The sequence below is a fragment of the Mesorhizobium sp. M8A.F.Ca.ET.021.01.1.1 genome (assembly GCF_003998025.1).
Taxonomy (GTDB): Bacteria; Pseudomonadota; Alphaproteobacteria; order Rhizobiales; family Rhizobiaceae; genus Mesorhizobium.
This window is the reverse complement of the sequence record NZ_RZSJ01000095.1, coordinates 1-14158: the sequence shown is the minus strand read 5'-3', so window position 1 is coordinate 14158 and position 14158 is coordinate 1. Positions and strand designations below refer to the sequence as shown.

General features: G+C 63.9%; 12 protein-coding genes and 1 pseudogene. 11 read left to right on the top strand and 2 right to left on the bottom strand.

From position 1 onward, the window contains the following. The 7 genes from EOA36_RS10645 to phoB form a co-directional block, all read left to right on the top strand. A partial coding sequence (locus EOA36_RS10645) for a response regulator (RefSeq protein WP_127277562.1) occupies positions 1 to 1272 on the top strand: 1272 nt, incomplete at its 5' end. 525 nt (positions 1273 to 1797) lie between these two features. Next, the gene (pstS, locus tag EOA36_RS10640) at positions 1798 to 2853 is read left to right on the top strand and encodes a phosphate ABC transporter substrate-binding protein PstS (protein WP_127277560.1); all 1056 of its coding nucleotides are present in this window, start codon (positions 1798 to 1800) and stop codon (positions 2851 to 2853) included. A 66-nt stretch (positions 2854 to 2919) separates the two neighbouring features. Further along, entirely contained in the window at positions 2920 to 3903 is a 984-nt protein-coding gene (gene pstC, locus EOA36_RS10635) for a phosphate ABC transporter permease subunit PstC (protein WP_127277558.1), read from the top strand. Between the two features lie 3 nt (positions 3904 to 3906). Beyond that, a complete protein-coding gene (pstA, locus tag EOA36_RS10630; RefSeq protein WP_127277556.1) occupies positions 3907 to 4758 on the top strand; it encodes a phosphate ABC transporter permease PstA in 852 nt (283 codons plus the stop codon). Further along, positions 4755 to 5558 (top strand): phosphate ABC transporter ATP-binding protein PstB, encoded by an 804-nt coding sequence (pstB, locus tag EOA36_RS10625; protein ID WP_127277554.1) that lies wholly within the window; start codon positions 4755 to 4757, stop codon positions 5556 to 5558. Before pstA ends, pstB begins: the two co-directional genes overlap by 4 nt. A 25-nt stretch (positions 5559 to 5583) precedes the next feature. Then, positions 5584 to 6291 carry a phosphate signaling complex protein PhoU gene (phoU, locus tag EOA36_RS10620; RefSeq protein ID WP_127277552.1) on the top strand — a complete coding sequence of 236 codons (708 nt, stop codon included), beginning with the start codon at positions 5584 to 5586 and terminating at the stop codon, positions 6289 to 6291. Positions 6292 to 6309: 18 nt separating this feature from the next. Continuing rightward, positions 6310 to 6999, top strand: a complete 690-nt coding sequence (phoB, locus tag EOA36_RS10615) for a phosphate regulon transcriptional regulator PhoB (RefSeq protein ID WP_032917568.1) — start codon at positions 6310 to 6312, stop codon at positions 6997 to 6999. 265 nt (positions 7000 to 7264) lie between these two features. On the opposite strand, the gene EOA36_RS10610 is transcribed toward phoB, so the two are convergent. Continuing rightward, positions 7265 to 8509: an ROK family protein gene (locus EOA36_RS10610; RefSeq protein ID WP_127277549.1), complete on the bottom strand. Its 1245-nt coding sequence runs from the start codon at positions 8507 to 8509 to the stop codon at positions 7265 to 7267. 264 nt (positions 8510 to 8773) lie between these two features. Between EOA36_RS10610 and xylF the strand changes: the two genes are divergently transcribed. The 4 genes from xylF (at position 8774) to EOA36_RS10590 (ending at position 13933) form a co-directional block, all read left to right on the top strand. Then, on the top strand, positions 8774 to 9814 hold the full coding sequence (gene xylF, locus EOA36_RS10605) for a D-xylose ABC transporter substrate-binding protein (RefSeq protein ID WP_127277547.1): 1041 nt from the start codon (positions 8774 to 8776) through the stop codon (positions 9812 to 9814). A 141-nt stretch (positions 9815 to 9955) separates the two neighbouring features. Continuing rightward, positions 9956 to 11308, top strand: coding sequence for a sugar ABC transporter permease (locus EOA36_RS10600; protein ID WP_127277544.1), 1353 nt, complete (start codon positions 9956 to 9958; stop codon positions 11306 to 11308). 10 nt (positions 11309 to 11318) lie between these two features. After that, positions 11319 to 12143 (top strand): ATP-binding cassette domain-containing protein, encoded by an 825-nt coding sequence (locus EOA36_RS10595; protein ID WP_127277541.1) that lies wholly within the window; start codon positions 11319 to 11321, stop codon positions 12141 to 12143. A 149-nt stretch (positions 12144 to 12292) separates the two neighbouring features. Then, on the top strand, positions 12293 to 13933 hold the full coding sequence (locus EOA36_RS10590) for a CHASE domain-containing protein (protein WP_127277538.1): 1641 nt from the start codon (positions 12293 to 12295) through the stop codon (positions 13931 to 13933). Positions 13934 to 14069: 136 nt separating this feature from the next. Here the strand turns inward: EOA36_RS10590 and EOA36_RS38185 are convergent. Beyond that, positions 14070 to 14158, bottom strand: a pseudogene (locus tag EOA36_RS38185) (ATP-binding protein); the annotation flags it as partial.

Sequence of the window (14158 nt, the reverse complement as noted above, 5' to 3'; positions counted from 1 at the left end):
GTGAAGTTCACCGATGAAGGCCATGTGCTGGTCGACGTGACCGGAGAACGGGTTCCGACGGGAACCAGGCTGACGATCTCGGTCACCGACACCGGCATCGGCATCCCCGAGGAAAAGCTGAAACTGGTGTTCGAGAAATTCAGCCAGGTCGACACGTCGTCGACGAGGCGCCACGAAGGCACCGGCCTTGGTCTTGCCATCACCTCGCGGCTGGTCGACCTGATGGGCGGCGACATCGGCGTCGAGAGCGCCGAGGGCAAGGGATCGACCTTCTGGTTCACGGTGACGCTGCCCGGGGCCGGGCAGCAGAACGGGCAGCGCATCACGCCGGTGGACGTGACGGGCGCACGCGTGCTGATCGTCGACGACAATGCCGTCAACCGCGCCATCCTGACCGAGCAGATGACCTCCTGGACGTTCGATTCCTGCGCTGCCGAAAGCGGCGCCGAAGGCCTCAAGGTGCTGATCGCCGCGGCAGCTTATGGCGTGGCGGTCGACTGCGTGGTGCTCGACTACCAGATGCCCGAGATGACCGGCGCCGAAATGGCGCGCATCGTGCGCAATACCGAGGGCCTCGCGGACACGCCGATCATCATGCTGACCTCGGTCGACCAGTCGCTTGCCAACACCAGCTACCGCGATCTTGGCATCGACGCGCAATTGATCAAGCCGGCACGCTCCTCGGCGCTCCTGGAGACGCTGGTCGCGACCATCCAGCGTCATCGCCACACCACCAGCGGCCACGCCGTTCAGCCGCCAGCGGGCGAGGTGCTCGAGGTTGCCCTGCGGTCGTCTCTGGCGGTAGCCGAGCAGCGCGCGCAGCTGCAGCCGCCACCGGTTCGTCCCAGGCCGCCTGCCACGGTCGGCGGGCACAGGCTGGATATCCTCGTGGCCGAGGACAATGAGGTGAACCAGATGGTCTTCACCCAGATCCTCGGCGAGACCGGATATGGTTTCGAGATCGTCGGCAATGGCCGCAAGGCGCTCGACGCTTTCGGCACGCTCAACCCGTGCATGATCCTGATGGATGTCTCGATGCCGGAGATGAGCGGTCTCGAAGCGACGGCCGCGATCCGCCTGCTGGAGCAGGAAACCGGCACGCATGTGCCGATCGTCGGCGTCACCGCGCATGCGCTCAAGGGCGACCGCGAACGCTGCCTGGAGGCGGGCATGGACGACTATCTGCCCAAGCCGATCAGCCCAAGGGCCTTGCTCGAGAAGGTCGACCGCTGGGTCGGCGCCGGCCGTCAGGTCCATCGCAACGCGGGATAGCACCCGCGTCGCCCCGATTTCAGGATCCGGCGAGGCAGGGAATCAGCAGGGGATTTGCCGCTACCCCTGCGTGCAGTGACTATGGTGCGATCGCGCCATATCAAAGACCGTCTCCAGCCGGAACAATAGCAAAATCGAATTCCGCTCTTCTCGGTTACGGGCGGGAGCAGCGACCGCCTGCAAGAAACAGCGTCACCTACCCCAACGGACCTGTTTTTGGCGATGGCCCGGCCATGACACGCTCTGGCTGCGAGCAACGCGCTCCCGTCCGGATTTTATTCACGTGGGAAAGCTCGGTCGAATCCCGGGTGATTCCAGCCGCCGGTCGGCTCAAGCCCCTGATTCCGGCGGTAAACCCGGACCGGGCCGCGAGCGCCGGGCATCAGCGCCTTTCCCGGTGCGGGCGACGCGTTACCGGGCTGACACGAAACTGTCATGCGACTGTTATAATCGAAGGCTATTGGCCTCAGCGGGCGCCGGAGGAAATGGCGCCGAGAGACCATCTTCCGAACAGGAGCAGGCCACATGAGACATTTCATCCGCTCGGCGGCCGTTGCGATTGCAATGGCTGCGGCGTCCACCCTCACCCTTTCCGCAGCAATGGCAGCTGACCTTTCCGGCGCCGGCTCGACCTTCATCTATCCGGTGTTCGCCAAATGGGCCGACACCTACAAGAAGGACACCGGCATCGGCCTCAACTATCAGTCGATCGGCTCGGGCGGCGGCATCAAGCAGGTCATCGCCAAGACCGTGACCTTCGGCGCCACCGACAAGCCGATGTCCGACGCCGATCTGGAAAAGAACGGCCTCGTGCAGTTCCCGATGGTGATGGGCGGCATCGTGCCGATCGTCAACCTCACGGGCATCAAGCCGGGCGAACTCGTCCTCGACGGCAAGACGCTGGCCCAGATCTATCTCGGCGCCATCACCACCTGGGATGACGCCGCGATCAAGGCGCTGAACCCCTCGCTCACCCTGCCGTCGACCGCGATCGCCGTCGTGCATCGTTCGGACGGCTCGGGCACCACCTTCAACTTCACCGACTACCTCGTGAAGCTCTCGCCCGACTGGAAGGACAAGGTTGGTTCGGACACGGCCGTCGAATGGCCGACCGGCGTCGGCGCCAAGGGCAGCGAAGGCGTTGCCAACACCGTCAAGCAGACCGACGGCGGCATCGGCTACGTCGAATATGCCTATGCCAAGCAGAACAAGCTGTCCTACTCCAAGATGCTGAATGCAGCCGGCAAGGTCGTCGAGCCGTCGCTCGAATCCTTCGGCGCCGCCGCTTCGAATGCCGACTTCAAGACTGCCAAGAACTTCAACGTCATCATCACCAACGAGCCCGGCGACGCCACCTGGCCGATCGCCGCCTCGACCTGGGTGCTGATCCACAAGGCTCCGGACGATGCCGCCGCCACCGGCGAAGCGCTGAAGTTCTTTGCCTGGGCCTACAAGGACGGCAAGGAAACCGCCAAGGCGCTCGACTACGTGTCGATCCCCGACAGCGTCGTCGACCTGATCAAGGCTTCGTGGAAGGCCGACATCCAGGCCGGCGGCAAGCCGGTCTACGCTGGCGAGTAACATCACCCGAAGGAGCGCCGCTTTACGCGGCGCTCCTTTTTCTCAACACAAAGAGCCGAGCTTGACATGAGTGCTGTCCAGGAAGCCTTGCCAGCCATCAAGGGCTCGCGCGATGCCATCGTCAGACGTTTCGCGCTGACGGACACGATCTTCCATGCGGCGACCCGTGCCGCCGCGATCCTGGTTCTGGTCCTGCTTGGCGGCGTCGTCATCTCGTTGTTTGCCGGTTCCTGGCAAGCGCTCTCGACCTTCGGCTTCTCCTTTCTGACCACGGAAAGCTGGAACCCGGTGACCGAGAAATTCGGTGCGCTGGCGCCCATCTACGGCACCATCATCACATCCGCCATCGCCATCCTGATTGCCGTGCCGCTCGGCATTGGCATCGCGATCTTTCTCACCGAACTTTGCCCGCGCGCATTGCGGCGCCCGATTGGCATGGCGGTCGAACTGCTCGCCGGCATCCCCTCGATCATCTACGGCATCTGGGGCCTGTTCGTGCTGGCACCGTTCCTGCAGACGACGGTGCAACCCTTTATCATCTGGCTGTTCCATGGTGTTCCCGGGCTCAACAATCTGTTTGCCGGCCCGCCCTATGGTATCGGCCTGCTCACCTCGGCGATGATCCTCGCCATCATGATCCTGCCTTTCATCACCTCGATCACCAAGGACGTGTTCGACACGGTGCCGTCGGTGCTGAAAGAGTCGGCCTACGGCATCGGTTGCACGACCTGGGAAGTGACGCGGCGCGTGGTCATTCCCTATACCCGGATCGGTATCATGGGCGGCGTCATGCTCGCCCTTGGCCGTGCGCTCGGCGAAACGATGGCCGTCACTTTCGTCATCGGCAACGCGCACCGCATCTCGACTTCGCTGTTCGCGCCCGCCACGACGATCTCGGCGACCATCGCCAACGAATTCACCGAAGCCGTTGGCGATCTCTACACCTCCTCGCTGGTGGCGCTCGGCCTGATCCTGTTCGTCATCACCTTCCTCATCCTTGCCATCGCACGCTACATGCTGATGCGCATCGACGCCCGTACGGGAGCCTGACCGATGTCCACAGCCGCATCGCTTCACCAAAGCCGCAAGCGCAGGAATGGCGTGATGATGACGCTGTGCGTCGTCGCCGCCGGCATTGGCCTCGCCTGGCTGGCGCTTATCCTCGGCGCGCTGCTCTACAAGGGCCTGTCCGGCGTCTCGCTGGCCGTGTTCACCGAAATGACGCCTCCGCCCGGCGACGCCGGCGGCCTGCTCAATGCCATCTACGGCAGCGTGGTGATGACGATCATCGCCGTGATCGTCGGCACGCCGATCGGCGTGCTCGCCGGTACCTACATGGCCGAATACGGCCGCTTCTCCAAGCTCACCACCATCGTGCGCTTCATCAACGATATCCTGTTGTCGGCGCCATCGATCATCATCGGCCTGTTCGTCTACGAGTTGATGGTGCGGCCGATGGGACATTTCTCCGCCATTGCCGGCGCCGTTGCGCTGGCCATCCTGGTCATTCCGGTCGTGGTGCGCACCACCGAGGACATGCTCAACCTGGTGCCGAACGCGCTGCGTGAAGCCGGCACCGCGATCGGCGCGCCGCGCTGGGTGGTCATCAAATCTGTCGCTTACCGCGCCGCGCTCTCCGGCATCGTCACCGGCATATTGCTCGCCATCGCCCGCATCTCCGGCGAGACGGCGCCGCTGCTCTTCACCGCGCTCAACAACCAGTTCTGGTCGAGCAATCTCAACGCGCCGATGGCCAGCCTGCCTGTCACCATCTTCCAGTTCGCTCTCAGCCCCTATGAGGAATGGCAGCAACTGGCATGGACCGGCGCACTCATAATCACCCTGACGGTTCTCGGCCTGAGCATTTTCGCCCGCAGCCTTACCGGACGCAGAGAGGACAGATGAAACCGATGTTGTCCACCGAGTTGAACACGCCCGAAGTGGCCGTGGATAAGGCCAAGATCGAGGTCAAGAATCTCAACTTCTACTACGGCCAGTCGAAGGCGTTGAAGGATATCAGCCTGTCGCTGCCCGAGCGCAGCGTCACCGCCTTCATCGGCCCGTCGGGCTGCGGGAAGTCGACGCTGCTGCGCGTCTTCAACCGCATCTACGAGCTCTACCCGAAGCAGAGCGCCGACGGCCAGGTGCTGCTCGACGGCCAGAACATCCTCGACCGCTCGCAGGATCTCAACCTCCTGCGCACCAAGATCGGCATGGTGTTCCAGAAGCCGACGCCGTTCCCGATGTCGATCTACGAGAACATCGCTTTCGGCGTCCGGCTCTACGAGAAGATCAGCAAGTCCGAGATGGACGGCCGTGTCGAACAGGCGCTGAAGCGCGCGGCGTTGTGGACCGAGGTCAAGGACAAGCTCAACGCCAGCGGCCTCAGCCTGTCGGGCGGCCAGCAGCAGCGTCTTTGCATCGCCCGCACCGTGGCGGTGAAGCCGGAAGTCATCCTGCTCGACGAACCAGCCTCGGCGCTCGACCCGCTGTCGACCGCCAAGATCGAGGAACTGATCGACGAGCTGCAGGCCGACTACACGATCGTCATCGTCACCCACAACATGCAGCAGGCGGCGCGCGTGTCGCGCCAGACGGCGTTCATGTATCTGGGCGAACTGGTCGAATTCGACAAGACCGAGAAGATCTTCACGTCGCCTCGTGAGAAGCGCACGCAGGACTACATCACCGGCCGCTTCGGCTGATATCACGCATACGAGGACGAGGATCATGGCCGAACACACAGTCGCAGCCTTCGATGAGGATCTCGGACAGATCAGCAGGCTGATCAGCGACATGGGCGATCTCGCCGGCACGATGGTCGGCGGCGCCACCAAGGCTCTGCTGAATTCCGACAACGCGCTGGCACAGCGCGTCGTCTCCGACGACGCCATCATGGATGCGCGCCAGCGCGAACTCGACGACCGCGCCATCACCCTGATCGCCAAGCGCCAGCCGATGGCCGACGATCTGCGTCATGTCGTCGGCTCGATCCGCATGGCGGGCGACCTCGAGCGCATCGGCGACCTTGCCAAGAACATCGCCAAGCGTGTCGGTTCCGTCGGCCTCACCGCCACGCCGCGCGACCTGTCGCACTCGATCGATTCCATGGCGCAGCTGGTGCTGATCCAGGTGCAGGGCGTGGTCGAGGAATATGCGGCCGGCGATGCCGCCGCCCTCGCCAAGCTCAGGAATGACGACGAACGCATCGACGTCAAATACACCTCGGTGTTCCGCGAACTGCTGACCTACATGATGGAGGATCCGCGCAACATCACGGCTTGCACGCATCTCTTGTTCTGCGCCAAGAATCTCGAGCGCATCGGCGACCATGTGACCAACATCGCCGAGAATGCGTATTATGTGCTGACCGGAACGCAACTGCCCGCCAATCGTCCGAAGCAGGACGAGACGGCGATGTCGGCGCCGGCGGCTTGACGATAGGATGATCTGCCAATGATCGCGCCACGCATCATGGTGGTGGAGGACGAGGAGCCGCTCGGCGTGCTCCTCCGCTACAATCTGGAATCGGAAGGCTACCAGGTCGAGGTGGTGCCGCGCGGCGACGAAGCCGAGATCCGCCTCCAGGAGAATGTGCCCGACCTCCTGGTGCTCGACTGGATGGTGCCGGCTGTTTCCGGCATCGAACTCTGTCGGCGCCTGCGAATGCGGCCCGAGACCGAGAGGTTGCCGATCATCATGCTGACGGCGCGCGGTGAGGAGAGCGACCGCGTGCGTGGCCTTTCGACCGGCGCCGACGACTATCTGGTCAAGCCGTTCTCGACGCCGGAATTCATGGCCCGGGTCAAGGCGCTGCTGCGTCGCGCCAAGCCGGAAGTGCTGTCCAGCGTGCTCAAGGTCGGCGACATCGTGCTCGACCGTGAATCGCACCGGGTCTATCGCAAGAAGAGCGAAATCCGGCTCGGACCGACCGAGTTCCGGCTGCTCGAATTCATGATGCGCCATCCCGGCCGGGTGTTCTCGCGCAGCCAGTTGCTCGACAATGTCTGGGGCGAGACGATCTATATCGACGAGCGCACGGTGGACGTGCATGTCGGCCGGCTGCGCAAGGCGGTCAACAATGGCCGCATGCCCGACGTCATCCGCACCATTCGCGGCGCGGGCTACGCGATCAGGGAAGACTAGGTCGAGGGCGGCTACGCCCCTGACTTCGTCATCCACGAGCGGAGCAAGGAGCGAAGCGACGCGGCGCAGACCCGAGGATCGATGCCGGGACCTCGACGCGTCGCCGCAGTGCAGAATTCTGCACCGTTGCACTCTACGATCGAGGTCACGGCATGGATCCCAGGGTCTCCGCGACGCCGCTTCGCGGCTGCTCCGCCCAGGGATGACGACCTTGAGGGCGCTCGGCCAACCTCCAGCATTGGTGGTGATTCACCGGAGCGTTCGCTCAGGCCACGCTCTTCCCAGCACTGCCTCTCGCCTGCACGCCCGGCGCGAAAATCTCCTGGTCGACGAAGGTCAAGGCGCGCATGGCGCAGCCTTCGCGAATGAGCGGCAGTTCGTTCGGCTCGGTGTCGAAGGAAATCGATTCCGAATGCTGGCCGCCGGCGGTCTGGGCGATGGCCTCGCGCAAGGCCGGCTCGATCAGATCGAAGGCGGCGGCACTGACACCGACCATGGCGACCGGCGCCGGGTCGATCAACGCGAACAGGCTGCCCAGCCCATAGCCCAGCGCCTCGCCCGCCTTGCGATAGGCTTCGCGCTCCGGTCCGTCTTTCTCCCTTGCCGTCGCGGCGAGTGTCCGCATCTGCGCGTCGCTGACATCGGCGACCGGTTCGGCGTCCTCGCCAAGCTGCCTGGCATTACGCCAGATGGCATAGTTGCCGGCATAGGCCTCGACGCAGCCGCGCCGCCCGCAACGGCAAAGCGCGCCGCCCGGGCGATGGATCATGTGGCCGAATTCGCCGCCCGATGAATGGGTGCCGGTGAACAGTTCGCCCTTGAGCACCAGGCCCATGCCGATGCCGTGCGAGAGCAGGATGGCGATGAAGTCGTCGCGGTAGCGTTGAGGGTCGCGCCAGCGCAACGCCACCGCCATCATGTTGCAGTCGTTCTCCATGGTGGCGGGGATGCCGAATTCGGCTTCGAGTATGTCGGCGAAGGCAATGTCCGTCTGCGGCGTGATCGGCGACCACAGCATGGCACGCGCCTTGGTGTCGGTGATGCCCTGGATCGCCAGCGCGATGCGGGCAACACTGCGGATATCGAGATCGGGGTCCTCGATGCGGCGGCGCACTATTGCCGTGCATTCGCCGATCAGCGCCTCGCGCGACATGGTCAGCGTGTCCAGCCGGCGCTGCTCCTCGGCGACCACCTGGCCGGCATAATCGATGACGGCGACGGATAGGAAATTCAGCGACAGCACCACGGTCATCACAGCCGCGGCCTCGGGGTTGAGGCCGAGGCCAACCTGCGGCCGGCCGCGTTTGAGTGAGCCGGCCTCGTTCGGCTTGCCTTCGGTCAGGATACCTTCGCCGATCAGGTCGGCGGATATCGCCGATATGGTCGAGTGGCTGAGGCCAGTGGTGGCGGCGATCTCGGTGCGCGAGGGCTGACCATCCCGGCGCACGGCTGCAATCACCATTGCGCGATTGCGCCGGCGCAGATCGTCGTGGCGGATTCCCACCGACATGCTTTCCCTCCCGGTTGCGGCGGTTCTTGATCCCCCTCGAATACCTCCGGCAACAGCGTCAAACACTGGCAGAAGCGGCCGGTGCTGTCATTTATTTATTGCGAGGCTCGAAAAAAAATTTCCGGCACCTCAAAATCCATCAGAATCGATGTTGACAGTGTTCTGGCGATGGACCAGTGTTTTTTCGAGGCTCGAAAAAATAGAGCCTTTGTGCCGGCCTTCGGGCCAGTTTGGTCGCGCCATACGCGGCGCAGGGAGGATATCATGAAGAGATTCACAGCCGCCATCCTGGCGGGGGTCGCCATGTCGCTGACACTGGTGTCGGTCGCGCAGGCGAAGGACAAGGTCATCGGCGTTTCCTGGTCCAACTTCCAGGAAGAGCGCTGGAAGACCGACGAGGCCGCCATGAAGAAGGCGATCGAGGCCGCGGGCGACAAGTACATTTCCGCCGATGCGCAGTCCAATCCCGGCAAGCAGCTGACCGATGTCGAGAGCCTGATTTCGCAGGGCGCCAATTCGCTGATCATCCTGGCGCAGGATGCCTCGGCCATCGGTCCGGCGGTGCAGAAAGCGCTCGACGAGGGCATTCCGGTCGTCGGCTATGACCGCCTGATCGAAAACAAGGACGTCTTCTACCTGACCTTCGACAACAAGGAAGTCGGCCGCATGCAGGCCCGCGAAGTGTTCAAGGTGAAGCCTGAAGGCAACTACGTCTTCATCAAGGGCTCGGGTGCCGACCCGAATGCCGACTTCCTGTTCTCGGGCTCGATGGAAGTGCTGAAGGAAGCCATCGACTCGGGCAAGATCAAGAATGTCGGCGAGGCCTATACGGACGGCTGGCTGCCCGCCAACGCCCAGAAGAACATGGAGCAGTTCCTCACCGCCAATGACAACAAGGTCGACGCGGTGGTCGCGGCCAATGACGGCACCGCCGGCGGCGTCGTCGCGGCGCTGACGGCGCAGGGGCTCGCCGGCACCGTGCCGGTCTCTGGCCAGGACGGCGACCATGCCGCGCTCAACCGCATCGCGCTCGGCACCCAGACCGTGTCGGTGTGGAAGGACGCGCGTGAACTCGGCAAGAACGCCGCCGAGATCGCCTCGCAGCTCGCCGACGGCAAGAAGATGACCGACATCGCCGGCGTGAAGGACTTCACGACGCCTGGCGGCAACACCGTCAAGTCGCTGTTCCTGACCCCGGTCGCCATCACCAAGGATAATCTCAACCTCGTCATCGACGCCGGCTGGATCAAGAAGGACGAAGTCTGCGCGGGCGTCGCCGCCGGCAGCGTTGCGGCCTGCAACTGAGTTTGACCGCTTGAAGAAATGAAGGCGCCGCGGCCCAAAGCCGCGGCGTTTTCTCAAAAGGATTTGTGTTTCCGCATCACGCGGATAGCTTCTAGGCTGGCTTCGGCATCCGCGTAGACGGCCAGCCGGTTGGAGGAAATCATGACCGATACGACGTCCAACCCGCAGGCCGACACCGCGCGCGCCTCGGAACTCGGCGCGGTCGCCCGGTTCCTGAAGGCGACCGAGATCGACACCCGCATGCTCGGCATGATCGGCGCCCTGCTGCTGATCTGGGTCGCGCTGCATGTGATTTCGAGCCTGCGTCTCGGCGTCAATCCGCTCGATTTCGACAGCCGCACGTTTCTCACGCCGCGCAATCTGTGGAACCTGTCGGTGCAGACGTCCGCGGTCGCCATCATGGCCTGTGGCATGGTGCTGGTCATCGTCATGCGCAACATCGACCTGTCCGTCGGTTCCGCCGAGGGCCTGATCGGCATGGTCATGGGTTTTGCGCAGGTGCATTTCCTGGTTCGGTTCGTGGGGCTTGAACTCGGCAACCCATGGATCTGGGTCCTGGCTCTGGTCATCGGCCTGGCGCTCGGCCTTTTGATCGGCGCCTTCCAGGGCTTCGTCATTGCCTATCTCGAAGTGCCGGCCTTCATCGTCACGCTGGGCGGCCTGCTGGTCTGGCGCGGCGCCGCCTGGTGGGTCACGTCAGGCCAGACGGTGGCACCGCTCGACGCCACCTTCCAGCTGATGGGTGGCGGCCCGGCCGGATCGATCGGCGCCACCTGGAGCTGGGTCGTGGGCATCGTCGCCTGCCTGGCCGTCGTGTTCGCGCTGTTCAACGGGCGCGTGCAGCGCAAGCGCTTCCGCTTCCCGTTGCGGCCGGTCTGGGCCGAGACGCTGCTCGGCGCCGTCACCTGCGCCGTCATCATGGGCGCGGTCTGGCTGGCCAACTCCTATCCATGGCCGATCGGCATCGTGAACCGCTACGCGGCCGCCAACAACATCACCGTACCCGAGGGCGGCCTGTTCATCGCCCACGGCATCGCGATACCGGTGCTGATGGCGGTCGCCGTCGGCCTGGTCATGACCTTCATCACCAACCGAACCCGTTTCGGCCGTTATGTCTTTGCCATAGGCGGCAATCCGGAAGCGGCCAATCTCGCCGGCATCAACACGCGCTGGATCACCATGAAGGTGTTCATGATCATGGGCGTGCTGGCCACGATCGCAGCCGCCATTTCGTCGGCCCGGCAGAACTCCTCCACCAATGTGCTTGGCACATTGGACGAGCTGCTCGTCATTGCCGCGGCCGTCATCGGCGGCACGTCGCTTGCCGGCGGCTCGGGAACGATCATCGGCGCCATGCTCGGCGCATTGCTGATGCAGTCGCTGCAGTCGGGCATGGTGCTGCTCGGCGTCGACTCGCCGCTGCAGAGCATCGTCGTCGGCGCCGTGCTGGTCATCGCGGTGTGGCTCGATACCGTCTATCGCAAGCGGGTTTAGGGATACGATCATGGCTGACAAAACCGCTCCCGCAACTGCCCCCGCAACCGCCCCCATGGGCACGCCGCTGGTCGACATGCGCAACATCTCGATCGCCTTCGGCGGCATCCGTGCCGTCGACGACGCGTCGATCGACCTTTTCCCGGGCGAGGTCGTAGCGCTGCTCGGCCACAACGGCGCCGGCAAGTCGACGCTGATCAAGATCCTGTCCGGTGCCTACAAGCGCGATGCCGGCCAGATCTTCGTCAATGGCGAGGAGGCAGCGATCTCCAACCCGCGCGACGCCAAGAAATACGGCATCGAGACGATCTACCAGACGCTGGCGCTGGCCGACAATGTCGATGCCGCCGCCAATCTGTTCCTCGGCCGCGAGCTGATGACCGCCTGGGGCACGCTCGACGACGTCGCCATGGAGGCCGAGGCGCGCAAGGTGATGGGGCGGCTCAATCCCCGCTTCCAGCGCTTCAAGGAGCCGGTGATCAAACTGTCAGGCGGACAGCGGCAGTCGGTGGCGATCGCACGCGCCATCCTGTTCAACGCCCGCATCCTGATCATGGACGAGCCGACGGCGGCACTCGGCCCCCAGGAAACGGCACAGGTCGGCGAACTGGTCAGGCAGCTCAAGTCCGACGGCATCGGCATTTTCCTGATCAGCCACGACATCCACGACGTGTTCGAGCTCGCCGACCGGGTTTGCGTGATGAAGAACGGCCAGGTGGTCGGCACGGCACGCACCACGGACGTCACCCAGGACGAAGTGCTGGGCATGATCATCCTGGGCAAATGTCCTCCAGGTGCCATACCGGGGCCGGGGGCGCTGAGGATCGCCGCCTGAGGCCGGCCGCAGGCCGGCCAGGCCGCTCGGGCACGCCCCGTTGCCGTTCACGTGATATGCCAGTGATCACGATGGCTTGGCCTGACCATTGTGTTGACCCGGCGAGTTGCCCATAAAGGTCCTGTTTTGCTCATGGACCGCATCATCCGTTGAAGAAGCTTTTTCCAATCGTCGCGTTCATAGCCGTTGCATTGATCAGCATGACCATGGCGGGGTTCGCTTATTTCGCGACGCAGGAGGCCGCCCGCATTAAGTTCGAAGGGGCGGCCGATGACGCCCTCAACCGGATCGAGAGCCGCATCGACCTGCATCTGTCGCTGTTGCGCTCGACACAGGCCCTGTTCGATGCGCGCAACGGCGATATTTCCCAGAGCGAGTTCAAGGCCTTCTTCAAGGCGCTGGATATCGACAGCAATTTTGCCGGCCTGCGCGGCATCGGCTTCCTGCGGCTGGTCAAGACGGGCGACGAAGCCGCAGTGGAGCGCGACATCCTCCACGATTTCGGCGCCAGCCATCCGGTCTATCCGGATACGACGCAGCCCTGGCGCACGCCGATAGCCCTTTTCGAGCCGCTGGATCCGTCCAACCAGGCCAGCATCGGCTATGACATGTTCAGCGAGCCGGTGCGGCGCGTGGCGATCGAAAAGGCGATGGCCGACGACCAGCAGCATGCAAGCGGGCTGGTGCAGCTCGGCCAGGGCACGGGCGTCGCGCAGACCTTCACCGGGTTCCTGGTCTTCGTGCGGCTCAATGTAGAAACGGCGCCGGAGGTCATCAACGCATCGCGATCCTCGACCGCCGGCTTTCTCTATGCCGCCTTCCGGGCCCGGGACCTGTTCCAGATCGCGCTGAGCCGTGCGCCGCTGCTGCCGGTCAACACAGAGATTTACGACGGAGCGGTGAACGGCGACAATCTGTTGTTCCGCTCGGAGACGCCACCGGTTTCATCCCTGGGAGACCGGCTGCTGGTCACCCGCAAGATGACCGTGGCGGGGCGCCCTTGGACCGTTTTGTTCAGGCCGACCAGCGCCTTCTCGCAACCCTCGTCGCGCGCCATCCCCGTCATGCTGGGACTGTTCGGCCTGCTCCTGGCCGGTGCCATCGCGCTGGTGGCGCGCTACCAGGAGCGGGCCTATGACGCCGTATCGGCCTTGCATGAGACAACGGAAAAGAGCCTGCTCGAAAAGGACCTGATGCTGCAGGAGATGAAGCATCGCATCAAGAACTCGATCACCAGGGTGCTGGCGATCGCGCGGCAGACGGCGTCGCGGGCCACCGACGTCAATGAGTTCTCCGCTTCCTTCTCGGCCAGGCTGCAGGCGATGGCCGCCTCGCAGGATATGCTGACGCGCTCGCGCTGGCAGAAAGCCGACCTTGCCGATCTGCTGCGAATCGAGCTCGGCCAGGTGTTCGGCAAGGAACTGCCGGAGGGTCTCCTGTCAGGCCCGGAGGTGCTGCTCGACGAAACCACGACGCAGGCGCTTGGCCTGACCTTTCACGAACTCGCCACCAATGCGCTGAAATATGGTGAAGCCGGCAATTCCGCCAATTCCTCCAAGGGAGATTGGGCGCTGAAAGTGAACTGGTCGCTGGAAGGGCGTGGGCGCGAGCGGATGCTGGCGCTGAACTGGCGGGAAGTCGGGAAAAACAGGATCGAGGCGCCGGCCGTAACCGGATTCGGCACCAAACTGATCGACCTCAACGTCACGCGCGAATTGCGCGGCACGATCAAGCGCGATTTCCAGGCTGACGGCCTGAAGGTGGAAATCAGAATTCCGTTGGTCGGCTAAAATCCTGCCGGTCGCCAGCGTCGAACGCTAAGAAAATCCGGAGGCCGGACATGGCCCCCGGATCTGTATTCCATCAGAGCGGTTCAGCGTTTCATGGAATCGCCGAACAGCGCCTGGAAATGCTTCGATCGCTGAATTAGTTGCAGCGGGCCGTGTAGATCCGGCCGCGATGATCGCGATACTGGCAGTAGCCGTTGCGCAGGTTGCGAACCAGCAGGCCGGACC